We start from the raw sequence: 21,191 nt of genomic DNA, 5'->3' as shown, positions 1-21,191 counted from the left end.
CCTGCCATTCATGGCTTCATTCGGGCCGCAATCGGGGGTGCTCATCGGCCCGTTTTCATGGGACGCCGTGAGACAACGCGCCACAGCGGCAGATCGTCTCCGGTTTCCACGTTGCTTTGCCCCATGGACCCGTGCAAAACAAGCCCCAAGGCTTTGCGGCATCCGGTCGCGGCCATAGGGCATGGAGGATGTTCGGTGCCGCGTTGGAGAAGTTTTGTCGGTACCATCCTGATCATCATCCTGGTGATCACCTATGCGCTTGCGGCAACGACGATTGCAACGCTGACACTCGCCACCTCCCCGTGGTGGGTGCATTTCCTTTATTTTCTTCTGTCCGGCCTGCTGTGGATTCTGCCTGCGATGCTGATCATCAAATGGATGGCCGGTCCGAGACCGAAGCGATAGACGTATACCGCAGGTTAACCAGACCCAACGCTTCCGAGCGGCCTGTCAGTGGGATAAACTCATTCTTCTTGCTCACCGCCCAATATAGCAGCGATCATATGGGTGATGGATGACCGCAAGGGCAAATCATAACGACACGCATACTCCAGTGGCTCTCTCCGGGACGGTGGAGAAGCCGGTGGCGCGTTTCGATGAACTCGACATCACCCTGATATGCGACATCTCTTCCATCGAAACCGAATGGCGGCGCCTCGAAAACCGCGAATGGAATTCACTCAATCAGGGCATCGATTGGTGCCGTGCCTGGACTTCGGCGCATCAGAGTCCGCTTTTGGCTGTCACCGGCTCGGTCGGCTCCAGCATCCTGTTCCTGCTGCCGCTGGAGATCTCCCAAGGCAGGTTCGGGCGCATTGCGCGGTTACCGGGCGGGCGGTTCAACAATCTCAACACGGGGCTTTGCAACGAGGCGCTTGCTTCTCCGGATGCGAATGCGTTGCGACGGTTCAGAACCGATATAACGAGGTCGCTGCGTGGTGTTGCCGATCTTCTGGTGATCGATGAAGTGCCACTGTACTGGAAGGGCATCAATCATCCACTCGGTGATCTGGCCTCGATCGAAAACCAGAACCATTCGTTTCAGTTGCCACTCCTCGACACGATGGAGGCAACGCTTGCGCAGATCAACGCCAAGACACGGCGCAAGAAGTACCGCGTCCAAGTCCGCCGGCTGGAGGCGATCGGCGGTTTCGATTATGTCGTGGCCACTACGCCGGACGAACAGCACACGCTTCTTGAGCGGTTCTTTTCCCAGAAAGGCGAAAGGCTAAAAGCTTTTGGCCTACCGGATGTGTTTGCCCCTGCCCCGACACGTGATTTCCTGCACCGGCTGCTCGATACACCGGCGCAGGGCAATCACAAGCCGCTATCCATGCATGCGATACGCCTGAAGGGAGAACATGACGGCCATATCGCCGCCGTGACCGGCCTTTCGCGCAAGGGCGGTCACGTGCTTTGCCAATTCAGCTCCATCGACGACAGCATCGGAGCCGAGGCAAGCCCGGGGGAGCTGCTTTTCTGGCTGGCGATAGAACGCTGCATCGAAGACGGGGCGACGCTTTTCGATTTCGGCATCGGCGACCAACCTTACAAGCACAGCTGGTGCAACCAGGAAACCGTGCTGCACGATATGCTGCTGCCAATCAGCACCAAGGGCTCTGTGATTGCTGGCCTGTATCTGGCGCAGACCGGCATAAAGACTGCGATCAAACGGAACCACAGGCTCTATGCGCTGGCCCAGCGCTGGCGTTCCCGCCGCGACGGTCAGGATTGACAGAGTTTCAAGCGGCGCTGCGGCGGCGTGATGACGGCGACTGGCTGTCGTCCGGCTGAGCCATGACGAGCAGATTGCGGAAACCGGCATCGGCATAGGTGACGACAAGCTCGGCAATGGCATCTTCGGTAAAGCCCGGAACAGAAAGAATGATCTCCGTTCCATCGGCGCGCACAAGACGCTTCAGGCTGCCTGTATCGGCAGGACCACATTCGATCAACACAAGGTCATAGGCGTCGGAAAGCGCATCGATGATCATCGTCAGGCGATCTGCGGCACGCATCGCACGAACAGGATCGGAGATGCCCTGCGGCACGATATGGGCTTCCGAGAGTCGATCGGGATGGATAGCCTCGCCGAAGGCGGTTTCTCCGCAGAGAAGATCAGTGATCCCCGGTAGCCGGTCATGCTCGGCCATCAGACGCGTCGGGCAGGCCGATCCGGTCAGATCGATAAGGATCACGTTTCGGCCGGCTTCAGCCACTGCGCGCGCCAGCATGACGCTGGCCGTCGAGCCGCCATCACCATTCGGAGATACGGCGACAGCAACAGGGACAGCGTGACGCTGGAGGTAATGAGCAACGGAGCCGATCGTGAAGCCGGTATCGACGACGGGAACGACTTCATTCTCGTCGGATCCGACAGGTTGCGGGCTGGCTACATTGATCTCTTTTGCCGGTGGAGCGGCAGCCGGTGCGGGCGGTAGGACGGCGGTGCGAACCTCCTCCTTCCGTTCAATCACGGCTCTCTGTTCCGCCAGCGCCGTGGTTTCGACCCGCGTTTCGCGCGAGACGGTGGCGACGGGTGGCGCAGCGGCCGGCAACGGCGCTTCTGCAATCTTCTCCCGTTCCTGAACCGGCGCAGGCTCCAACGAAACCTCGCGATTGATCGGCCGTAGTGCCCGACCGCTGAACAGTTCGGAAATCATCACAATCAGGCAGCTGACGATGAGTGCAGCGAGCGTCACGACGGTGACGATCGGGATAACCTTGGGGAAATAGGGCTCGGACGGCTCAACTGCTTTCGAGACGACGCGGGCGTCGGCTGGCGAAGCATTGCCATCAAGCCGGGAAGTCGCCTCACGATAACGAGCAAGATAGGTCTCAAGCAATTGCCGCTGGGCGGCGGCCTCGCGCTCCAGCGCGCGAAGCCCCACCTCTTCCTCTCCGGCGCGAGCGGAATCTGCCTTCAACGTATCGAGCTGCGCCATCAGCTGCTGCTCGCGCAGGCGAGAAACCTCGGCCTCGCTGTCGAGGCTCGCCAGAACTTTACGGGTTTCGCTGGCAATCTGCTGTCGGATTTGCGCCAGCTGTGCCCGCAGGCCCTTGATCCGGGGATGGCCGTCGAGAAGCGATGTCGCCTGATCCGAAATCTGCGCCTGAAGATTTGTCTCAGCTTCCTTGAGCCGCTGGATGACCTGCGATCCTGCAACATCCGCGATTGTGTCGGGTGCGCGTCCCGCACCCAGCGCGGTGCGAACATTTTCCACTCTCGCCTCGGCATTGGCCCGCTCTCCGCGCACACGGGTGAGTTCGGTCGAGATATCGTTCAATTGCTGACTGGAGAAGCTGTTGGTTTCATTCGTCCGAAACAGGCCATTTCTGGATCGATATTCAGCAACCTTGCTTTCGGCCTCCCTGACCTTCTGCGTCAGATTGGCGATCTCCGGCTCGAGCCACTTGGCCGTTTCCGAATGCGTATCGAGCTTGGCGCCACTCTGGAGCTGAAGATAGACCTCTGCCATCTTGTTCGGAATGGTCGAGGCAAGGATCGGATCGTGCGAGGAGAATTCGACGCCGATGACGCGGGAATTCTCAACCGCGTAGACTTCCAGCCTCTCGCGGAATTTTTCCACGACCCGATCTTCGGGATCGAGCGCCATGGGGTCCGGCTTCAGCCCCACCATAACCAGAAGATCAGGCAGAAGTGATCGCGCCGCCGGATCGAATTCCTTGTACTGAGCAAGGTTCAAATCGCGGGCAACGCGGCGGATCAGATCGGTCGATTGCAGCAACTGGGCCTGGCTGGTGATGTTGAGACTGTCCAAAACCGGATCGTTACCGGCGGCTGCGCCCGCCCCGCCCGTAAGGTTCGGGGAGCGCGATTCGATCAGAAGTCGGGTCTCGGCTTTGTAGCTCGGCGTCATCATGCTGGTAACGACAAGAGTGGCTACGGCCGCAAAGGCAGTAACAGCAATGATCCGCCCTTTGCGCGCCCATACCGCGGCGATCACGCGGCCCAGATCGATATCCACGTCCTGGTAATTGCCGTTGGCACCCGACATCACACACTCCAGCGTCTCAATTCAGCGAATGGTAAAGGACCATGGTAACGCTGCGGTTAACGACCCCATACTTGCGAAGTTGCTTATATTGAACTCCCCCTTTACCCGCCATTAACCCTAACAGATCCATAACGAACAAAATGATACGAACAGCCGGAGCCTGAGTGGGACATGGTCGTTGCCCGACGCAGACAAGTGCAGACCCGTAAGGTGCTGGCAGCGGCGTTGGCCGTCACAGCCGCACTGCTGAGTGGCTGTGCCTCCAGCCCGCCGCCGGCAAAGGGCTTTGAGGCAGCTGCATTGCAGCCCTATCGGCTGGATAGCGGTGACCGTCTGCGCGTCACCGTGTTCGAACAGCCGGGACTGACAAACACCTACACGGTCGATCAGGCCGGCTACATCGCATTCCCGCTGGTCGGACAGGTCGCGGCCCGCGGCCAGACCCTGCCGGCGCTCGAAGGCTCTATCGCGGGCCGTCTGAAGCAGGGCTATCTGCGAGATCCCGACGTCAGCATCGAAATCGATCGCTATCGCCCCGTTTTCGTCATGGGTGAAGTCGGACGGCCGGGCCAATATTCCTACGTGCCGGGCATGACGGCGCAAAATGCGATCGCCATTGCCGGCGGGTTCACCCCGCGCGGCAACGAGCGGGACGTCGACGTGACACGCAAGGTCAATGGACAGGTGGCGACCGGCCGCACGGCAATCACCGCCCCGATCCTTGCCGGCGACACGATCTATGTCCGCGAGCGCCTGTTCTGACCCAAGATGCGACCCCTTCCCCCCTTGCGCATCCTGCATTGCTTCCGCAATCCGATAGGCGGGATCTTTCGGCATGTGCGCGATCTGGTGGAAGAGCACAGCGCCGCTGGTCATCAGATCGGCATTCTCTGCGACAGTTCTACGGGCGGCGCCTACGAGGACGCGCTGTTCGAGACCATCAGGCCGAAACTCGCCCTGGGACTGACGCGCCTACCGATGCGGCGAGCCATTTCGCCTTCGGACATGATCGCTCTTGCCAAGAGCTATCAGCATATAAAAAGTTTGCAGCCGGACATCCTGCATGGACATGGCGCCAAGGGTGGCGCAGTGGCCCGGATGATCGGCTCAGTGTTGCGGGTAAACAGGTATCGCGTAGCCCGCGTCTATTCTCCGCATGGCGGCAGCCTGCATTTTACCCGGTCATCACCGACCGGGCAGATTATCCTCAGGCTTGAGCGCCTCCAGGAGAATTTTTGCGATGCCATAGCCTTCGTCTGCGATTACGAGAGGCGGACCTACGAGGCCAAGGTGGGAACACCAAGACCACATTCGCAGGTCATTTATAACGGTATAAACGAAGCCGAATTCGCGCCCGTCTCGCTGGAGCCGCAGGCTACGGACTTTCTCTTCATCGGCATGATGCGCGACATGAAGGGGCCGGACGTGTTTATCGACGCCTTTCTGCGCACCGAACGCCGCATCGGCCGGCCTTTGACCGCAATGATGATCGGCGACGGTCCCGATGAAGACAAATACCGGGCCATGATCTCGGAGCTCGGGCTAGATCGACGCATGCAGATGTTGCCCGCCATGCCTGCTCGCAAGGCTTTTGCGCTGGCCAGAACAATCGTGGTTCCGTCCCGTGCGGAGGCGATGCCCTATATCGTGCTCGAAGCACTCGCGGCAGGCAAACCCGTTATTGCATCCAGGGTTGGCGGCATACCGGAAGTGCTGGGTGAAAGCAGCGAGGCGCTTGCCATTCCAGGTGACGCTCAGGACCTCTCCAGCATCATGACAGCCGCCGCTACACAGCCTGATTGGCGTATCCGCACCATGCCGAAACCCTCCGCCTTCAAATCAGTATTCTCCGCACAGGTGATGGCGCGCGACATGCTCGGCCTCTATCGGGATGCCCTGCAGGCCGGCAATGGAAAGCCAGCCTAAAGGCTTCCTTAGCATCTTCCTGATAAGCGATTTCTCATGATCTCTCCGTTGACAACCGGGAGACAAGGGACCGTTTCATGAGCGACTTGGGCAATCGGCCGGACCTGGACCTCGAGGCATTGCGCCGCAGCGTCGCGGAGGGCGGATCACATAACGGACCGGCAACTCCCGTCGAGCTCAATCCGTTCGCCAAACAGATAGCCGACCAGTTCAGCGACAACAATTATTCACCGACTATGCTGATCGGACAGTTTCGCCTGTTCGAATTCGTATCGCTTCTCGCGATAGGCCTGCTTGCGTGCTATTTGCAGCCGGTTCCCGCTGACAGTCATTTCCTCACTCGTTTCGTTGTAACTGCCGTTGGCGCATCGTTGACGGTGCTGTTCCTGCAGCTTGCCGATACTTATCTCATCCCATCTATCCGCGCAGCACGACGGAATGCCAGACGAGTACTCGCCGCCTGGGCGATGGGCTTCATTTTGACCTATCTCGGCATCTCGATCGCCGAGGGTGTGCTTTACCCCGTCGGCGCCGCAACGATCTGGTTCCTCTGCGGCTGCGCCTTCCTGCTAGGCGAACGCCTTCTGACCGCCTATGCGATCCGCCACTGGGCGCGCAACGGCGTGATGGAGCGCCGTGCCGTCATCGTCGGCGGCGGCGAGCCTGCGAAGCAGTTCATCCGCGCATTGGAACAGCAGCCAGACAACGACATTCGCATCTGCGGCATCTTCGATGACCGCGGCAGCGACCGTTCTCCGAGCGTCGTGGCCGGTTACCCCAAACTTGGCACATTCGCCGAACTGATCGAATTCGCGCGCCTCGCGCGCATCGACATGCTGATCATCGCCTTGCCGGCAAGCGCAGAGGCGCGAATCCTGCAGCTCCTTCGCAAACTCTGGGTGCTTCCCGTCGACATCCGGCTCGCGGCTCATGCGAACCGCCTGCGTTTCCGGCCCCGCTCCTACTCGCATGTCGGCTCGGTGCCGATGTTCGACATTTTCGACAAACCGATCCGCGACTGGGATTCCGTTGCAAAACGTTCCTTCGACATCGTTTTCACACTCATTGCTATCGTACTTCTGTGGCCGATCATGCTGGCTGCCGCGATCGCGGTCAAAACGACGTCAGAAGGACCGATATTGTTTCGGCAAAACCGGCACGGTTTCAACAACGAGACCATCAAGGTCCTCAAGTTCCGTTCCATGTATACGAACATGAGCGACCAGACGGCTGTCAAAGCGGTCACCAAGGGTGACCCGCGCGTTACCCCGGTGGGACGCTTCCTGCGCAAATCATCGATCGATGAACTGCCGCAGCTCTTCAACGTGCTGAAGGGCGAACTTTCCCTGGTCGGCCCGCGTCCTCACGCCGTTCACGCTCAAACGGGCGAACGCAAATATGTCGATGTCATCGAAAGCTATTTCGCCCGACACAGGGTCAAGCCCGGCGTCACCGGATGGGCACAGGTCAAGGGCCTGCGCGGCGAACTCGATTCGGATGAAAAAATCCGAGCCCGTACCGAGCATGACCTGGACTATATTGAGAACTGGTCATTGCTCTTTGATCTGAAAATCCTGTTTCTGACCCCGATCAGCCTGTTCAACACGGACAACGCGTATTGAGTACGGCGAATTTCGAAACCCGGGCCCAGCGCCTTTCCGCAGCACAGATTGCCCGGCTTCTCGGGGCCTGCCTGCTGGCGTTCGGTGTCTTCCTGTCGGGTTTTGTCATCTCGGAACCTGCCCCATACGAACTCGTCATGGTGATTCAGATCGCCATCTGGTTCCTGCTTGGCCTGCGCATTTCGCGCACTGTCTGCCTTCTGCTTGCGCTGCTTATGGTCTTCAATATTGGCGGCATGTTCTCCATCACCGTCATGAAGGATATGAGCGGCGCGCCGATGTATATCGCCGTCTCGATTTTTCTTGCGTTAAGTTCGGTCTTCTATGCCGCGATCATCGAGGATGATCCGGGCAGATTCGAACTGATCTTTCGGGTCTGGGTGGTGGCGGCGATCATCACGGCGCTTCTCGGTATCCTCGGCTATTTCAACGCCTTTCCGGGCGCCCATGTTTTTACCCGCTACGATCGCGCCATGGGTGCGTTTCAGGATCCGAACGTGTTCGGGCCTTATCTCATCGCCCCGATCCTCTACATGCTCTACCGGCTGCTGACAGGTCGCATCATGGAAGCGCCGTTTCTGATCGCCGGCATACTGGTATTGGTCATCGGCGTATTCCTTTCGTTTTCCCGTGCAGCCTGGGGGTTACTGCTTTTCAGCGGCATTGCGCTTGTCGTTGCAATGCTTTTGAAAGAGCGGACAACCGCATTCCGGCTGAAGATCCTGATCATCTCAGCCATTGCAGCGCTGGCGCTCATTCTTGCCCTGGTCATCGCGCTTCAGATTCCCCAGATCTCAGACCTTTTCACCAACCGTGCCAAGCTGGTGCAGTCATACGACGGAGCAAGGTTCGGCCGTTTCGAACGGCACCGGATCGGCTTCCTGATGGCTATGGAGCGGCCCTTCGGGCTGGGCCCAATGGCATTCGGCAAGATCTATGGCGAGGACGAGCATAATATCTGGCTTAAATCACTCACGACCTACGGCTGGCTGGGTGCGGTGACCTACCAGATCATGATCTGGTCCACGATCTGGATGGGTTTCCGTTATCTCCTGCGGGAGCGACCATGGCAGCCCTATCTGATGATCTGCTGGGTCATGATCCTTGGCCATTCGCTCATCGGCAACGTCATCGACACCGACCACTGGCGACACTTCTATCTGCTTCTCGGCCTCCTGTGGGGCTGCTACGCGCTCGAGCATAAACATATGCGGCGGCAACGTGCCATAGACGCTACGGCAGGTGCTGCAGGCGCTTGACTTCGGCCGGAGTCATTCCAATTCATAAGCATGATTACCACATCGCAATTGCGCGCAGCCCGCGCCATGATCGGGCTTTCGATCGAAGAGCTTGCCAAGGCGGCCGGCGTCTCCGGCAACAGCATTCGTGATGCCGAGGCTTCAACAGGCAATGCCGAGCCGGAGCTTTCAAGAAAACTGAAGCGGGTGCTTGAATCCCGCGGCATCATCTTTGTTTCCGCCGGTCAGCAGGACGCATCCGGTCCCGGCGTCCGCCTGCATCACCAGCCAATAGACGAAGGCATCAGACCCCAGAATCTGAATTCGACCAATGACGACTAGATTCCATAAATTTTCTGGAACCATTTGAGTTGAAACGCGTTTCTCCGCCGAAATCTACATCGGGGACATGCATGACACGCAGCAACAACCTTTATCTCATCATCGGCGCACTGATCGTCGTGGTCGCTGGCCTTAGTTTCTATCTATACCGCGAAGAAACAAAGCCTGAAGGCGTATCAATCAGCATCGGGGAGAATGGCGTGAAAGTTGAAGGACAATAAAGGTAAAATTGCGTACATAAACTTAACTACATAAGCGCATTCTTTATTTCACATTACCTTTGGCAAAGTCGCTGAACACGAAGAGGGGTTCACATGACATCGCATCTCAGCACTGCTGACATCGAGGAAAAAGGTTTGAGGAAAGTATGGAGCGTCGCCGATTTTTCGCGCCGCTACCGCCTCGATACCGAAGAGGAAGCAAGACTTCTGAAGCTTCTTGGGCCTTTCGCCACCCAGCAGGAACTGCTGATGAACGCCAGCCGGGCTCCTCGCTTCAGATAACACCAGGCAAAACATAGCGAAGCACTCATTGATTGAGTGCTTCCTGTCCTGCGTTTGATTATTTCCCTATACTTAAAAGCAAACTCTCACCGCGGCGGAACTTTTTGATCCACCAGCGGGTTACTTCTCCGTGGATTTATAACTTATGCGCGACGTCACGACTTACGCGCGGAGGAGAAGAGATGTTCAAGATGGTTTCAAAATTCGGACTTGCGGCGGCCCTGTCTGTGGCCACGTGCTCGGTCTTTGCCATGCCGGCCGCGGCACAGGATATGGAGCTTCGCATCGGACCGGATGGGGTACGCCCGGTTATACGGGACCGCGACCGGGATCGTTACGGCGATCGCGACCGGGACCGGGACCGCGGCTGCAGCCCCGGCGAGGCACGTGCCGCGGCACGTGACGAAGGGCTTCGTCGCCCCGAGGTGGTTCGCGTGACATCCCGTAGCGTGACCGTTGAAGGCATGACGCGAAGCGGTCCGGATCGCATCACCTTCGCAAATCGGCGCGGTTGCCCAATCATCTGATTGGGATGCTTTTTCCAAAATTAATCTAGTCCTGCCCTACCTTGCGCGTGCGGCAGGACTTTTTCGTCGGATCATGTGCAACCAGCATCAAGACCGGGATTTTTCGCTTGCGCCAGCAATGTCATGCCAGTATGGAAGTCTTGCTCTCGAAGCAGGTCGGAATGTAGCGCAGCCCGGTAGCGCACTTGACTGGGGGTCAAGGGGTCGTGGGTTCGAATCCCGCCATTCCGACCAATTATCCCCCTGATATCATTTGATATTATTGGAATTTGCTGTTTTGCCAGTATTGGCAAATACGGAACAAAAAGCGCTCAAATCACCAGTTCCGGCGCATAAAGTCCCGAAAAAGTCCCGAACAAATCCAGCTGCGTTCTTGGTCTGTGCTGCAGAATCAAATTGGTTCGTCAGATTGGTGCTCAAGCTCCTCGCCACCTTTCCAACAAAAAAAGCGCGAGGCCCGGTTAGGGGCCTCGCGCTCAATGCTTCTCGCGGATCATCTCTTTCTCGAGAGACGCCAATCCCTTTGTCAGCTCGTCGATAGATTCGGTCATATCCTTCACCGCACGCTCGAGGGACTTGCGATAATTGAGGTTTTCCTCCGTTCCCTCTTCGATCGCCACTCTGACGTCTTTGACGGCATTTTCGAGATTACGGACGGATGAGCTGTCCACTAGGGCCGCTGCAACCTCCAAGGTTTGGGCCGTCGCCCCCCCGTCCCTTCTGCCCCGCCTGAAACCCAGCCCGACCGCCAAGCCGGTCACCAGTATCACAAGAGCATTTGCGATCTTCTCATAGTCCAGCCCGGTCCAATCCATTACCGCTTTTCCATTCCCTGCGAACCAACATCAGCCCATGACCGATGCGTATTGATGATTTCCAGCAGAACCATTGTGGACCAGGCGATCACCCCGGACGCTGCGCCGCCCGAGGTAAGCCAAGCCATGAAGAAACCGAGCGACACTTGAGACCATATCCCTACCCCGATCAGCGAGGCACCCGCGCGGATATGAGGCGAGAAGACGAAACCTCGGAAGGTTCCGTTGATAGTGAGCGCCGCCAGTCGCGCGAGGCCACTGGCAATGACGAATAGTGCCCAGGTGGTTTCATCGGCCCAGTCGGCCAGGACAGTGAAAGATGGCGACGTCTGGAACATCATCGGATCGTTCATTAGGACAAGGTAGAGCCCGAAGGTTGGCCAGAGCATTATCCATTCTGAAGCTCGGATCCTGAAATGGTTGGCAACGCCACCGGCGACACGGCGCAACAGGATCATTGCCCGCCTCCTGTGAAAGGTTTCGACATAGAGTTTTCCATAGTTGACAGGAGCCACGGCACGGGATTTCGATCAGCCATGGCTGATGACTGGGAAAAACAATACGAATGGCGGGTGACATGGCCGGGTGAAGGCCATGAGGATTGGTCCGGTTATGACGGCGATATCTACATCGGCCGGATCATGCGCGACCTGACGACGCACACGCACAAGAACGAGTTCATGTGGTCAGGCGGCGCTCATGGGAGAGATGGCTTTAAAAAGCGCATCATCATGCCCCATCGGGGATGGGCGAAAGAACACTGGCAGGCCGCGAAGGCGGTTGAGGACTGGTACAATCGAATGCGCGAGGTAAACGGGCTGCCGGCCCGTGATTAGGCCAGGTCGGAGAGTAAACTCCCCTCGCGGGCTTTTTCTGCCGCCTCAGAGATGATAATCCTCTCTTCATCGGTAAGCTCGTACGGCACGATCATGGTGACCGGCTCTGCCCATATTAAACGTTGGTTCACCATATGCTCGCCCGAGACGGTGAGTAGATCCCAAGTTCCGGGTTTCCACGCTTTTTGCACCTTCCGAACCAGATTGCGGCCATCCGGCATTTGGACCACGCAAAGCTTGCCATGGATGCTTGGCCGAGGTGGGGTCTTATTGTCCTCATATGCGATTAGCCATCCATCTTCCAAAGCTCCCATGGTGTGCCCCCTAAGAGCCCTCACGGATGTTTTTTCGGTCCATCCAGGAAGCCTGGCCATAAATAACGTGTCTGACAATTTGTGATTTCCCTGCTCGCCTTCGGCCAATTAATAGGCTTTCGGCACCCGTCCCAAATCGGGGTGAACGGCCACAAGCCCTATCCTTTCCCTCCACCTTTTATGCCATACCGAACTAGAAAGGTACCCATGGCGACGGATACACCGATAACGACAATCGTGTAGATCATAGGTTGTTGCTCCCATTGCGCCATCAATGTTGGTTTGCCTGGAAATTCTTCAACCCCATCATATGATGTCAGGGTGCGGGGTCAGTCACTCCCACAAGTGGGCATCTTCCTGAGCCCAGCTTTCTGGCGTGCCACCATGAAGAAGGTACTCGCGCCAATAACTCGGAACAACGTCGTGCGCATAACCGTGCGGTGCGCGACCGAAGGGCAGCTTCTTGTGCCTGAAAGACATTTTGACGATTTCTTCCGTGAAGCGGCGAGAGAACTCTTCTTTGGTCATAGTGGTTTTGTGCGCCCCGGCATTGGAAAAATCGAGGCTCGATGTCAGGGTGATGGGTTTAGACCGATCGGAAGTATTCTTGACTGACCGAGGCAATATGGGTTGGATTACTGACTTGAGACACTTCTTGTTCCCTTCAACTTGGGCTCAAATTGTTCGAAGGTGAGGACAGATTTCGCATTATGAGATTTCGATATGGCTAATCGCTACCCATCTATCAGACCATTTCGCTTCGAGCGGAACATGTCGTGCCCATGCCGAAGCGGAAAAAAAACAAAAAAGTGTTGCCTGCGAGCGAACGAATTTGTCTACAAGGATCCGTATTCCGTAAAATACCCGCCATCGCACCAGTATTCTCATGAGCGATGCTATATGAATTTCCTTGGAAACTGTGACACCAAAATCTCCGTCGAGCACTTTATTTCAGACAGCATTAGCCACAATCAACCCGCCTTAGGCGCCTGGTGGGAAGATCAAAAAGTAGATGATTTGTTCCCACATGCTGTAGGGGCGAAAGTTCTGTGTCGGCGCCACAACAGTGAATTTGCGCACTTCGACGAAGTCGGTAAACGGGTATTTGAGGCGATAACGAGTGGTCCTGATCCTACAAGGGCTAACGTGATCCTTGTGTCAGGGTACGACTTTGAGCGTTTCCTACTCCAGCGTCTATGTGCACATCACTTCGGTGGGATAATCACTATTGGAGGATCCCGAGTAAGCAATCACAAGCTGGATACCGCGGCGCTGGTACAGGGCTTCATGATGAATAGTTACGAGGGAGGTGGCCTTCATCTATGCCGGCCACCGACATATCTCAATGGAATTGCGACACAACGAACTTTCGAGTTCGCGCCAATCCTTAGCCCAGATGGCTTCGTTCTCGGATGCCGCTTCACTATGTGGCCAGTCTCCTTTGCACTGATGCTACGCCCGTTCATTAACGATCGTGATCTCCATATTCACGGCAGGCATCCCTTCGAACTAATTGTGGGCGAAACCGCGAAGACTGCATCCCATATTATTTTCACTTGGCAAATCCCGGATAGCAGCGGCGAAATCTTCCATTTCGTTGACATGTAGCGCCCGACCTTTGCGTGATCGAATTTTAACGACGATCGATGATTGCTTTACCGCAGGAGATATCGGGGCGGTGAGTTAACCTCATCTGATAAGCCTGATCATCGACTCAACTTGCCGCATTGGAATAATTCTGTCAGTGGCTGAGAATACTGATGCTAGTCGTCGCAGACAAGGGGATCCCAACATGAAGGAAAGCGCACGAAAGCCGATAATCGAAAACGTCCAATTACTCCGGTTCGTCGCGGCATTCCTTGTCGTAATTGCACATTCCGTCGACCTCACTCTGAAACAACATCCAGACTTTTCCATACCACAGAATATCGGGAATTTCGGTGCTTCGGGCGTCGATATCTTCTTTGTCATCAGCGGCTTTATCATAACGGCAGTAGCGACGAATTCGACAAAAACGCCCGCCCAGTTCGGAGCGGACCGCATCAAACGTGTAGTCCCTCTCTATTGGATAGCATCACTGCCCTGGATCATTTTTGCGCTGATCGAGGGCACGTTGTGGGTACGCGCGCTTTTCGTGACCATTACGTTCTGGCCTGCGGTAGGCACGCAAACCGTGCTTCCTGTGCTTCCTATCGGTTGGACGTTGTGCTTCGAGCTACTGTTTTATTTCGCGATATGTTTGTTCCTGCTTGCCGGGCGCTCGACCGCTGCTGCATGGGGCCTAGTTGGGACGTTCGCCTTGTCGTGGGCTGGATTGGAACTTACCGACGGAACGTTTTTTCAATTCCTCGGCAATCCCATTATCCTTGAGTTTCTTTTTGGCGTCCTGATTGCGCTTCTCGCCCCTAGAACGCCTCGTTGGACGGCCCTACCGTTTCTGTTGATTTCAGCATTCTGGTTTGCTGCAACGATCGCATTTGGGTTCGGAGACATCTCGGAATCACACCTCATCATCAATGGAGCATTGTCTCTGGATCGTGTACTGCTCTGGGGCGTTCCATCTGCGCTTTTGGTATCCAGTGCTGTATCAAGCGCGAACTGGCTTAAAGGGATCTCAGCTCGTACCTCTGTCTTTTTGGGAGACGCCTCTTATTCGACCTACCTGGTGCATCTCCTTGCACTGGCGGCCGTGGGGCAATTATCGGCCGTCGTCCCAATGGCACCACTGCCACTATTTATCGTGGCAGTGGTTAGCGGTCAGATGGCAGGCTTGATCTGCCATCTTTTTTTGGAGCGTCCTCTTCGGAACTATCTAACGAAAACAAGGCCCGCCGTGGACAGCAGCCAGCTACCCCTCGAAAGCCGCCATTAGATATCCAAGCGTCGTCGCCGTGTCGGCCTCAAACGTAATCTCGGCCGGAAGAGCCGTTCCACCGGTACCACCATAGTAGACGATATCGGAGATACCGAACCCAGCGTTTGCATCGAGATTGCCCACGAGTTTGATTGCATCGGCATCAGCAACAACCGTCTTGAAGCTTGGGGATCCCGCTTTGGAAGCCAAGCTTAAAAACAGGTAGTAGGCCGCTCCGGAGCGCAGCGTGAAAGGGGCAGTTAAAGCCACCTTTTTGAGGCCAGTGCCTGCGTTCAGCGCACCAGAAACAATTCCAGTCGTGGCTAGCTTCGTGCCGCCGCCGCTATAGATTGCCAATTCTATTGTGTCGTTCGACGCGGAAGCAGTCGTGAGAATAAACCCGAGCTGGCCAATTCTCATGTCGCGCGTCGGGACAACCCGGACGCCTCGTGAGTTGCCGGCATTGGGGCCGTTGGTGCCGTATGTGAAGCCCTGCTTCGTGGGCGCCACGATGCAGTTCAGCCCCAGATCTGCTATGCGCGACCGTCGAGCTGCTGCGGCCATGACTGCAGCAGCATATCCAATACCAACATTGTCCGTCGCATCAAGACAAAGGTAACCCGCGTGCCTGGAAAGGCCGTCGGTCTTCCCGACACCTTGAATACCGGCAAAGGTGTTGAGGTCTGAGCTTTCAGCCGTGAGCGGGACAGCGTTGAAATACTTGTCGTAATAGATGCGATAGCTGCCGGACGGTAATTTGATGACTGTGGGGGCTTCGACGTACTTTCCGAACCCAAGCTGGTTGTCGGTCGTCAACGTCGTGTACGGTCCCAAAAGCGCCGTCGCTGTCGCGTGATGGATATAAGAGTTACCGTCCCCACCCTGCACCTTGTAGAAAAGGTGATAGGTGCTGCTTACCTTCGTGATTGTTGCATCGATTGCCGTATTCGGCGTCCCGGTCAATTGAGAAGGCACGCTCCATGCTCCGGCCGGGTCTCCGCTACTAGGGCGAACTTCATAGAACGAGAACGTGGCGCCGGAATCCGAAGACGTGGATACTATGATGTGCAGACCACCCGCATCGTCAACAAACCATTCAGGTGCCCACACTCGGTTTACACCTGACACAGCAGCCAAGGAGACTAAGCCAACCCATTCGTAATTGATGCCGTCCTTCGATCGCGCTATGCCGAAGCCAGTCGACGATCCGAATGACCCGACTGTATGGGCACAATAGATGTAGCCGCCGTATCGGACGAAAGACGGATCGCGGACGGTGTATGGATTTGGCGGGGCGTAATTGGCCTCGATGGTCGAGAATGACAGACCGTCCAATGACGCCCCTACCCAAAGACGTTCGATCTGTGTGTCGCTCGCCCTCCCTCTGAAAAAACCACAATAATAGCGCGGCAACTGCAATGCTTCTGCAGATGGAAGATTGAGCGACGCGCGAATAGCAGCGAAAGCAGCCGGGTTTGCGGATGGATTTTCGACAGGAATAGGCATTACGGCGCTCCATAGGTGAAGGCGACACCACCGAAGGTGAAGGGTTCGCCGTTAAAGGTGAAAGCGAATGTGAGCGACGGATCGACCCCACCGCCCTGTGTTGGTGGACGCGGCTGCGCCTGCAGGCCGAGCCCCATGGAATTAAGTGGTCGCATCCAAGCGCCTCCTGAAATGTGTGATAATTTATTCGGCCCGAAGGCGCTTCTGGTCCGCGCCCCATGCGGCGCAGTCCTCTGCCTGGCGATCACGGATGTCCGCGACCATTTCCCAGCGCTTCAGCGTGACGACGCGTGCCTCGTCGGTCGCAGGCCGAACCCGGCCAGTCTTGACGATGCAGGCCTCAGGAAGATCCGGAAAGGGAGATCTTGCCAACGCTTCACCCTTGGCGACAGCTGCCTGTTCGGCGCGCCGTTCGAGCGTTTGGCATCCGTCTGCGCTCATCAGGAGGAGCGCGATCGGCACAAGCATCAATGCCTTTCGTACCATTTCAGCTCCTCCTCGCTCCATCCGGGCAGTTTGTCCTTAGCCGCCTGCTTTTGCAGACGGACAATCTCAGCGTCAGCGATCCGTCGCTCGACCTCGATCGCATCGGCACGCTCCTGCGCCAAAGCACTTGCAACCTGCGCGATGATCCTTTCGCGGCGTTCCTTTTCGAATTGCGCTTGAAGAGCATCGAACTCGAACTTCGCCACCATGCCAGCAGTCGCAAGTCTGACCTGCTCATTAGCATAGCTATGGGCGCGGCCGGTCGTGAGATCGCCGAGGATCGGGATCGAGGCCAGATAAGGGACGCGGGATGCACCGGGGATACCCCAATCATAGATCCAGAGGCCGAGGAATGCGCAGCCGCCTATCCCGATAGTTCGGATGAGCCAGGTGAAAAGGACGGTCACGTTAGCCCCTTCATGCAAAGAGCCTTTTCCCGATTGCGACGAAGAGTAAGCCCCCGGATTACGCGCTGACCCGCTTTGTTCCACCAGGTCAGCGCATCGCAGCCGCCGGCGATATCACCGGCATTCAGGCGCTTGGTGGCAGTGCTATTGCCGATCGCGGCAATCCCTGCATTGAACGCGACCGACGTGTAGCCAGCATCTCGCCACGGCGTCAGGTAATAATTGATCGTGTACTGCCTAAAAAACCGGTGAAGCCCGGCTCGATATTCGGCCACTTCCAAACGGAGAAGCGCCCGGCATTCTTCCTGCGTCTTGCGCATGCCGAGCTTCACGCCCCGCGTCGAGCCCGAGCAGATCGTCGGAACGCCGACAATGTCGAGGTAGGCAACAAGCCGCTCCCCTTCCTCCTGCGCGATGAAAGGGACCGCCACGGCGAGCGTCTGCTCTTCAGAGGGAGGCGCAGCACGCACGGTCGTGGCAAGTAGCATGGCGAGAAGGAAGATAACCACGGCAACGCCGCCGATCCGAACCCACTCCCTCCATTTGGAAGTGCCTTGCTCATAGAGCCGGCCAAGAATGCCGGCGACGAGGAGCAGAACGCCGAGCCACCAGAAGAGGACAGGATCAGAGTCCTGACCGGTCCAGGCGAATTTTAGTTCCGGCCAGATCAGGACCAGGAGGCCCGCAACCTGCATCCAGAAAGACAAAGAGATAGCGACAACACGCCGCCAGTTCGGCACGAGGTTCATAAGTTTCTCCGATGTAAAGGAAATCAATCAGTGCGGCCGCGGCTGCGCGTCAGGCGAGGATGACCGCGATCTTCTGGCCTTCCTTGGCCGCATAGGTGTATGGGATGCCTGCGCAGAGAAGGCGTCCGCTTGTTGCGGTGACGGTCGGGTTTTCCGCGAAGTGCACACGCACATTGGTATCGAATGCAAGTTCCCAGAAGTCGTCATCGCTTTCGGCGACGATACCGAGCAGCTGGCCGGTATTCGTCAGCGTCACATCGAGGGGTCCGGCCTTCGCCTGCGCCTGAAGCACCGGCATGGGAACGGAGCCCCCGCGTCGCTTCGAGAGGGTCACTGTACCTTTGGGCATAAGAAGCTCCTGATTTTAGAGGTTAGTTGTCGTCGATGCGGCCATAGCGCCGCGTATCGTTCCATTGCGAAGGCGTTGCAGGGGTTCCGGCCGGGGCATTCGGCGCGATCTTATCGGAGGGCGTGTTGCCCGTATCGGCCTCACCGTCTTCACCCCCACCGCTCTTTCCAGACTTACCGTCATACAGCTTGGCGCTGATGGCGGTCCGATAGCCTTCGGTTTTCGAATACGAATGGGTGGCGGTATCGATAATGTAGGGAACACCATCGAGGCCGGGGCGCACCCCCTGAAACAAGAGAGGGGCACCAGCGCAGATGGCGGTATCGCCGACAACAGTCACCGACGCGGCACCTTCGCCGCGCTTCAGGTCCTTTGCCTTCGCCTGCGCCGCCTTGTCCGCCTCGGCCGCGTTCGCATATGGCTCAGGTATGCGATAGACGCTGTCACCATCCGCATCAGATTCCGCCTCGATCTCGACGCGCTGCGCCTGGTCGCGATCCTGATAATAGGCCACGACTTTCGAGTATTTGGTCCGGTCGTTGGCCTCGAATTCACATGAACCGAGAATGATGCGGGATGGCGACACAACGACGGAACCAAGGAAAGCCCCGGAAGCCGAGTTACCCGAACCCCGTTTCGAGAACACCAGCCGGCCGTCCTTGACCTTGAACAGAGCATTATGCCGCTCTGCCAAGCGCCGCAGGAGATGGACGTTGGTTTCGTCCTGCTGACCGAACCAATCATATTCGTGCTCACCGATCTCCGGGTCGACAGACGCCGAGAGCCCCACTTCGGATGCGAGATCATAGACAATGTCCTTGACCTTCGCCTTGTCCCAGTGCCGCTCTTGACGTTCCTTGAACTTGCCGTCGCGCATATCTCTCGCCTTGCCCGATATGGACATCGAATATGGCAGGCACTTCGGCTTCACCTTGTCGACGACAAACTGGCCGAGAGAGCGCGCCGCACCGTAGCCAAGACGGATATCGACGACCGCGCCTTTGCGAGGGATCGCAAGATATTGAGGCGGCCCATCATCCAGAACCATGTCGAAGGTATCGGAGGCGAAGCCCTCCTTGTCGGTGATAGAAACCGATATGAGGCGTTCATAGAAGGAACCCGCAACGGGCTTGCCGTCGATTGTGATTTCTATTTTCGGCTGCATCTTAATCCCACAGGCTGATCAGCGGGGCCGCCGCAGTCGACAGTTCAAGATTCGGCATGACAATCGTTGTGCCAAGCGGCAGGACGACGTCGAGCAATGACAGATCCGGGTTGGCATCGAGGACCGCTTCGACAGCGTCGCGCGTGCGGCCATAGTGGTTCCAGCAAGCGATATCGACCGTCTCGCCCTGCTTCGTTGTGTAGATTTCAGACATGGCTCACCCGAACAGACTGAGGATCGGCACAAGGTCTGCGGCTACGCCGGCATTTCCTTGGCCGTAGCGCTTCAGCGAGATCGAATAGGCGTTGCGCCGAGGCGCACCCCTGGCGTCATGGTAACTCCGATCCTCATCGACCGACTGGACGGTATAAGTCCCATGAATAACGCCCTGCACGTCATTGCCGGATACCAGCATGAGCGGGACGCCCCCCAGTGCCGAGCCGATCAAGCCATCGAGCGAAGCCTGCCCGCCGAATTCTACCGGAAACAAGACGCCTTTGATCACAACCTCATCCGAGGTTGGCCCGGTCCACTGCTGCTGGTTTAACGTCTGGGCAACGGCGATTTCCGCCCACGGAGTTTGGACGCGGCGAGAAACGCCGTCGTAGCCAAAGCCAATCGCCTCAAAGGCAAACGGCCCAAGCGTCATAGGAACAGGACCTGACATCGTTTCACTCTTAGCAACTTGAGAGAGCAATCGACCACTTTTCCGAGCTGTGGGATTGCGATAGATAAGCCAAAGGCTCGGGGGACGTGATGACTGATTGGCACTACAGCGCGAACGGACGGAAGTTCGGACCATTTAGGCGGGAGGATCTAATGTCCCTTTTCGCGGATGGTCGAATTACAGGCACAACGCTTGTTTGGACGCCGGAATTTGGTCCTGCCTGGAAACAATATTCCGATGCCATCATGGATCATCAAGGGAACACACCCCCACCACTTCCCGCATCAGCGGTCAGTGATTTCTGGGCATGGTGCCTCACCATTGTGCCAATTGCCGGCGCCTTGGTCAAACTGGTGCTTCAGCCTGGCGAAGAAGCGCTGACCTTCATCTTAATAGCCTACGCGGCGGTCAACGGCTTAATCGCCTTTGCTGACCAAAAAGCATTAGAGAACAGCGGGAGGAAGCTAGCACCCATTTGGGCAGCCATCCTCATCGTTCCTCTCTATTTATACCTAAGAGCCAGACGGTTAGAAAAAAAGCAGATCACGCTTGCCGTATGGTGCCTCTCGTTTGCCACCTCGATCTACGTGACGAACGGCTTCCAAAACCCTTTGAATGGCTTTGGAGTGCCATCGTGTTCAGCTAAGATCTCAACACAAAAGGTGTCGGAACTATTCCCTCAAATCCCAGTGAACTTTGTAAAACTTCAGGTGAAGGAACTCAGAGACATTCGTGAATTGTCCAATGCCAATGGGACGAGAGAATGCACCGCGCAGGTGTTGTCTAGTAAAGACTCTATCCACGCGGTGAGATTTACGATCGAGAGCCGGGGCGCGGAATTCTATTACATGCTCTACCTGAACTAA

Annotated in this window: 29 protein-coding genes and 1 tRNA gene; 15 read left to right on the top strand and 15 right to left on the bottom strand. The window is 56.9% G+C overall.

Going from position 1 to position 21,191, the window contains the following annotated elements; all coding sequences use genetic code 11:
• Nucleotides 1-195: 195 nt before the first annotated feature.
• Complete coding sequence (locus tag MRBLMR1_RS24790) at nt 196-405, top strand: DUF2842 domain-containing protein (protein ID WP_183685026.1); 210 nt, start codon at nt 196-198, stop codon at nt 403-405.
• A gap of 178 nt (nt 406-583) precedes the next feature.
• Entirely contained in the window at nt 584-1,735 is a 1,152-nt protein-coding gene (locus MRBLMR1_RS24785; protein ID WP_500066862.1) for a GNAT family N-acetyltransferase, read from the top strand.
• A gap of 7 nt (nt 1,736-1,742) precedes the next feature.
• Here the strand turns inward: MRBLMR1_RS24785 and MRBLMR1_RS24780 are convergent, their stop codons facing one another.
• Nucleotides 1,743-4,019 carry an exopolysaccharide transport family protein gene (locus MRBLMR1_RS24780; protein ID WP_500066861.1) on the bottom strand — a complete coding sequence of 759 codons (2,277 nt, stop codon included), beginning with the start codon at nt 4,017-4,019 and terminating at the stop codon, nt 1,743-1,745.
• A 171-nt stretch (nt 4,020-4,190) separates the two neighbouring features.
• On the opposite strand from MRBLMR1_RS24780, the gene MRBLMR1_RS24775 reads away from it, so the two are divergent.
• The 9 genes from MRBLMR1_RS24775 (at nt 4,191) to MRBLMR1_RS24735 (ending at nt 10,411) form a co-directional block, all read left to right on the top strand.
• Entirely contained in the window at nt 4,191-4,781 is a 591-nt protein-coding gene (locus MRBLMR1_RS24775; RefSeq protein WP_148145317.1) for a polysaccharide biosynthesis/export family protein, read from the top strand.
• 6 nt (nt 4,782-4,787) lie between these two features.
• Complete coding sequence (locus MRBLMR1_RS24770; RefSeq protein ID WP_183827103.1) at nt 4,788-5,945, top strand: glycosyltransferase family 4 protein; 1,158 nt, start codon at nt 4,788-4,790, stop codon at nt 5,943-5,945.
• Nucleotides 5,946-6,022: 77 nt separating this feature from the next.
• The gene (locus tag MRBLMR1_RS24765) at nt 6,023-7,567 is read left to right on the top strand and encodes an undecaprenyl-phosphate glucose phosphotransferase (RefSeq protein WP_183827106.1); all 1,545 of its coding nucleotides are present in this window, start codon (nt 6,023-6,025) and stop codon (nt 7,565-7,567) included.
• Entirely contained in the window at nt 7,564-8,826 is a 1,263-nt protein-coding gene (locus tag MRBLMR1_RS24760) for an O-antigen ligase family protein (RefSeq protein ID WP_183827109.1), read from the top strand. The genes MRBLMR1_RS24765 and MRBLMR1_RS24760 overlap by 4 nt, the downstream gene beginning before the upstream one ends.
• A 30-nt stretch (nt 8,827-8,856) precedes the next feature.
• The gene (locus MRBLMR1_RS24755; RefSeq protein ID WP_183827112.1) at nt 8,857-9,147 is read left to right on the top strand and encodes a helix-turn-helix domain-containing protein; all 291 of its coding nucleotides are present in this window, start codon (nt 8,857-8,859) and stop codon (nt 9,145-9,147) included.
• Nucleotides 9,148-9,218: 71 nt separating this feature from the next.
• Complete coding sequence (locus tag MRBLMR1_RS24750; RefSeq protein ID WP_183685025.1) at nt 9,219-9,368, top strand: hypothetical protein; 150 nt, start codon at nt 9,219-9,221, stop codon at nt 9,366-9,368.
• A 93-nt stretch (nt 9,369-9,461) separates the two neighbouring features.
• Nucleotides 9,462-9,650 carry a hypothetical protein gene (locus MRBLMR1_RS24745; protein WP_112457211.1) on the top strand — a complete coding sequence of 63 codons (189 nt, stop codon included), beginning with the start codon at nt 9,462-9,464 and terminating at the stop codon, nt 9,648-9,650.
• Nucleotides 9,651-9,832: 182 nt separating this feature from the next.
• On the top strand, nt 9,833-10,177 hold the full coding sequence (locus tag MRBLMR1_RS24740; protein ID WP_183827115.1) for a hypothetical protein: 345 nt from the start codon (nt 9,833-9,835) through the stop codon (nt 10,175-10,177).
• 157 nt (nt 10,178-10,334) lie between these two features.
• Nucleotides 10,335-10,411, top strand: a tRNA-Pro gene (locus tag MRBLMR1_RS24735).
• A gap of 15 nt (nt 10,412-10,426) precedes the next feature.
• Here the strand turns inward: MRBLMR1_RS24735 and MRBLMR1_RS24730 are convergent.
• From MRBLMR1_RS24730 to MRBLMR1_RS24720, 3 genes are read right to left on the bottom strand one after another with little or no spacing between them, the layout of a single operon-like run.
• Nucleotides 10,427-10,597 (bottom strand): hypothetical protein, encoded by a 171-nt coding sequence (locus tag MRBLMR1_RS24730; protein ID WP_500066860.1) that lies wholly within the window; start codon nt 10,595-10,597, stop codon nt 10,427-10,429.
• Between the two features lie 56 nt (nt 10,598-10,653).
• The gene (locus MRBLMR1_RS24725) at nt 10,654-10,992 is read right to left on the bottom strand and encodes a hypothetical protein (RefSeq protein ID WP_500066859.1); all 339 of its coding nucleotides are present in this window, start codon (nt 10,990-10,992) and stop codon (nt 10,654-10,656) included.
• Nucleotides 10,992-11,450: a hypothetical protein gene (locus tag MRBLMR1_RS24720; RefSeq protein WP_500066858.1), complete on the bottom strand. Its 459-nt coding sequence runs from the start codon at nt 11,448-11,450 to the stop codon at nt 10,992-10,994. The genes MRBLMR1_RS24725 and MRBLMR1_RS24720 overlap by 1 nt, the downstream gene beginning before the upstream one ends.
• Nucleotides 11,451-11,528: 78 nt before the next feature.
• On the opposite strand from MRBLMR1_RS24720, the gene MRBLMR1_RS24715 reads away from it, so the two are divergent.
• Nucleotides 11,529-11,828, top strand: coding sequence for a hypothetical protein (locus MRBLMR1_RS24715; protein ID WP_500066857.1), 300 nt, complete (start codon nt 11,529-11,531; stop codon nt 11,826-11,828).
• On the opposite strand, the gene MRBLMR1_RS24710 is transcribed toward MRBLMR1_RS24715, so the two are convergent.
• Together MRBLMR1_RS24710 and MRBLMR1_RS24705 are read right to left on the bottom strand one after the other, a co-directional pair.
• Nucleotides 11,825-12,142, bottom strand: coding sequence for a hypothetical protein (locus MRBLMR1_RS24710; protein ID WP_500066856.1), 318 nt, complete (start codon nt 12,140-12,142; stop codon nt 11,825-11,827). The two genes, MRBLMR1_RS24715 and MRBLMR1_RS24710, sit on opposite strands and share 4 nt — an antisense overlap.
• Nucleotides 12,143-12,475: 333 nt before the next feature.
• Nucleotides 12,476-12,670: a hypothetical protein gene (locus MRBLMR1_RS24705; protein WP_500066855.1), complete on the bottom strand. Its 195-nt coding sequence runs from the start codon at nt 12,668-12,670 to the stop codon at nt 12,476-12,478.
• Nucleotides 12,671-13,042: 372 nt separating this feature from the next.
• On the opposite strand from MRBLMR1_RS24705, the gene MRBLMR1_RS24700 reads away from it, so the two are divergent.
• Nucleotides 13,043-13,750: a hypothetical protein gene (locus MRBLMR1_RS24700; RefSeq protein WP_500066854.1), complete on the top strand. Its 708-nt coding sequence runs from the start codon at nt 13,043-13,045 to the stop codon at nt 13,748-13,750.
• 184 nt (nt 13,751-13,934) lie between these two features.
• Nucleotides 13,935-15,014, top strand: coding sequence for an acyltransferase family protein (locus tag MRBLMR1_RS24695; protein WP_500066853.1), 1,080 nt, complete (start codon nt 13,935-13,937; stop codon nt 15,012-15,014).
• On the opposite strand, the gene MRBLMR1_RS24690 is transcribed toward MRBLMR1_RS24695, so the two are convergent.
• The 9 genes from MRBLMR1_RS24690 to MRBLMR1_RS24650 are packed head-to-tail and all read right to left on the bottom strand — an operon-like array spanning nt 14,991 to nt 20,325.
• Nucleotides 14,991-16,502, bottom strand: a complete 1,512-nt coding sequence (locus tag MRBLMR1_RS24690; RefSeq protein ID WP_500066852.1) for a glycoside hydrolase family protein — start codon at nt 16,500-16,502, stop codon at nt 14,991-14,993. The two genes, MRBLMR1_RS24695 and MRBLMR1_RS24690, sit on opposite strands and share 24 nt — an antisense overlap.
• On the bottom strand, nt 16,502-16,657 hold the full coding sequence (locus tag MRBLMR1_RS24685) for a hypothetical protein (protein ID WP_500066851.1): 156 nt from the start codon (nt 16,655-16,657) through the stop codon (nt 16,502-16,504). The genes MRBLMR1_RS24690 and MRBLMR1_RS24685 overlap by 1 nt, the downstream gene beginning before the upstream one ends.
• 28 nt (nt 16,658-16,685) lie before the next feature.
• Entirely contained in the window at nt 16,686-16,988 is a 303-nt protein-coding gene (locus MRBLMR1_RS24680) for a hypothetical protein (RefSeq protein ID WP_500066850.1), read from the bottom strand.
• Nucleotides 16,970-17,395 (bottom strand): hypothetical protein, encoded by a 426-nt coding sequence (locus MRBLMR1_RS24675; RefSeq protein ID WP_500066849.1) that lies wholly within the window; start codon nt 17,393-17,395, stop codon nt 16,970-16,972. The genes MRBLMR1_RS24680 and MRBLMR1_RS24675 overlap by 19 nt, the downstream gene beginning before the upstream one ends.
• The gene (locus MRBLMR1_RS24670) at nt 17,392-18,144 is read right to left on the bottom strand and encodes a lysozyme (protein WP_500066848.1); all 753 of its coding nucleotides are present in this window, start codon (nt 18,142-18,144) and stop codon (nt 17,392-17,394) included. Before MRBLMR1_RS24670 ends, MRBLMR1_RS24675 begins: the two co-directional genes overlap by 4 nt.
• A gap of 49 nt (nt 18,145-18,193) precedes the next feature.
• Nucleotides 18,194-18,493 (bottom strand): hypothetical protein, encoded by a 300-nt coding sequence (locus tag MRBLMR1_RS24665; RefSeq protein WP_500066847.1) that lies wholly within the window; start codon nt 18,491-18,493, stop codon nt 18,194-18,196.
• Nucleotides 18,494-18,515: 22 nt separating this feature from the next.
• Nucleotides 18,516-19,658: a phage late control D family protein gene (locus MRBLMR1_RS24660; protein ID WP_500066846.1), complete on the bottom strand. Its 1,143-nt coding sequence runs from the start codon at nt 19,656-19,658 to the stop codon at nt 18,516-18,518.
• Between the two features lies 1 nt (nt 19,659).
• On the bottom strand, nt 19,660-19,872 hold the full coding sequence (locus MRBLMR1_RS24655; RefSeq protein ID WP_500066845.1) for a tail protein X: 213 nt from the start codon (nt 19,870-19,872) through the stop codon (nt 19,660-19,662).
• A 3-nt stretch (nt 19,873-19,875) separates the two neighbouring features.
• On the bottom strand, nt 19,876-20,325 hold the full coding sequence (locus MRBLMR1_RS24650) for a phage tail protein (protein ID WP_500066844.1): 450 nt from the start codon (nt 20,323-20,325) through the stop codon (nt 19,876-19,878).
• An 89-nt stretch (nt 20,326-20,414) separates the two neighbouring features.
• On the opposite strand from MRBLMR1_RS24650, the gene MRBLMR1_RS24645 reads away from it, so the two are divergent.
• Entirely contained in the window at nt 20,415-21,191 is a 777-nt protein-coding gene (locus MRBLMR1_RS24645) for a DUF4339 domain-containing protein (protein ID WP_500066843.1), read from the top strand.

The organism is Neorhizobium sp. LMR1-1-1.1, from assembly GCF_040675795.1.
Lineage (GTDB): Bacteria > Pseudomonadota > Alphaproteobacteria > Rhizobiales > Rhizobiaceae > Neorhizobium > Neorhizobium cellulosilyticum.
Note: the sequence above shows the minus strand (reverse complement) of the source record. Positions and strands in the feature narration are given on the sequence as shown.

Bases quoted from the DNA above. Each gene is read 5' to 3' on its own strand.
- MRBLMR1_RS24705 (WP_500066855.1), bottom strand. From the start codon at position 12,670: ATGACCAAAGAAGAGTTCTCTCGCCGCTTCACGGAAGAAATCGTCAAA.
- MRBLMR1_RS24710 (WP_500066856.1), bottom strand. From the start codon at position 12,142: ATGGGAGCTTTGGAAGATGGATGGCTAATCGCATATGAGGACAATAAG.
- MRBLMR1_RS24745 (WP_112457211.1), top strand. From the start codon at position 9,462: ATGACATCGCATCTCAGCACTGCTGACATCGAGGAAAAAGGTTTGAGG.
- MRBLMR1_RS24660 (WP_500066846.1), bottom strand. From the start codon at position 19,658: ATGCAGCCGAAAATAGAAATCACAATCGACGGCAAGCCCGTTGCGGGT.
- MRBLMR1_RS24690 (WP_500066852.1), bottom strand. From the start codon at position 16,502: ATGCCTATTCCTGTCGAAAATCCATCCGCAAACCCGGCTGCTTTCGCT.
- MRBLMR1_RS24695 (WP_500066853.1), top strand. From the start codon at position 13,935: ATGAAGGAAAGCGCACGAAAGCCGATAATCGAAAACGTCCAATTACTC.
- MRBLMR1_RS24765 (WP_183827106.1), top strand. From the start codon at position 6,023: ATGAGCGACTTGGGCAATCGGCCGGACCTGGACCTCGAGGCATTGCGC.
- MRBLMR1_RS24780 (WP_500066861.1), bottom strand. From the start codon at position 4,019: ATGTCGGGTGCCAACGGCAATTACCAGGACGTGGATATCGATCTGGGC.
- MRBLMR1_RS24770 (WP_183827103.1), top strand. From the start codon at position 4,788: ATGCGACCCCTTCCCCCCTTGCGCATCCTGCATTGCTTCCGCAATCCG.
- MRBLMR1_RS24650 (WP_500066844.1), bottom strand. From the start codon at position 20,325: ATGTCAGGTCCTGTTCCTATGACGCTTGGGCCGTTTGCCTTTGAGGCG.
- MRBLMR1_RS24700 (WP_500066854.1), top strand. From the start codon at position 13,043: ATGAATTTCCTTGGAAACTGTGACACCAAAATCTCCGTCGAGCACTTT.
- MRBLMR1_RS24680 (WP_500066850.1), bottom strand. From the start codon at position 16,988: ATGGTACGAAAGGCATTGATGCTTGTGCCGATCGCGCTCCTCCTGATG.
- MRBLMR1_RS24715 (WP_500066857.1), top strand. From the start codon at position 11,529: ATGGCTGATGACTGGGAAAAACAATACGAATGGCGGGTGACATGGCCG.
- MRBLMR1_RS24655 (WP_500066845.1), bottom strand. From the start codon at position 19,872: ATGTCTGAAATCTACACAACGAAGCAGGGCGAGACGGTCGATATCGCT.
- MRBLMR1_RS24775 (WP_148145317.1), top strand. From the start codon at position 4,191: ATGGTCGTTGCCCGACGCAGACAAGTGCAGACCCGTAAGGTGCTGGCA.
- MRBLMR1_RS24750 (WP_183685025.1), top strand. From the start codon at position 9,219: ATGACACGCAGCAACAACCTTTATCTCATCATCGGCGCACTGATCGTC.
- MRBLMR1_RS24725 (WP_500066859.1), bottom strand. From the start codon at position 10,992: ATGGATTGGACCGGGCTGGACTATGAGAAGATCGCAAATGCTCTTGTG.
- MRBLMR1_RS24670 (WP_500066848.1), bottom strand. From the start codon at position 18,144: ATGAACCTCGTGCCGAACTGGCGGCGTGTTGTCGCTATCTCTTTGTCT.
- MRBLMR1_RS24740 (WP_183827115.1), top strand. From the start codon at position 9,833: ATGTTCAAGATGGTTTCAAAATTCGGACTTGCGGCGGCCCTGTCTGTG.
- MRBLMR1_RS24665 (WP_500066847.1), bottom strand. From the start codon at position 18,493: ATGCCCAAAGGTACAGTGACCCTCTCGAAGCGACGCGGGGGCTCCGTT.
- MRBLMR1_RS24645 (WP_500066843.1), top strand. From the start codon at position 20,415: ATGACTGATTGGCACTACAGCGCGAACGGACGGAAGTTCGGACCATTT.
- MRBLMR1_RS24755 (WP_183827112.1), top strand. From the start codon at position 8,857: ATGATTACCACATCGCAATTGCGCGCAGCCCGCGCCATGATCGGGCTT.
- MRBLMR1_RS24685 (WP_500066851.1), bottom strand. From the start codon at position 16,657: ATGCGACCACTTAATTCCATGGGGCTCGGCCTGCAGGCGCAGCCGCGT.
- MRBLMR1_RS24720 (WP_500066858.1), bottom strand. From the start codon at position 11,450: ATGATCCTGTTGCGCCGTGTCGCCGGTGGCGTTGCCAACCATTTCAGG.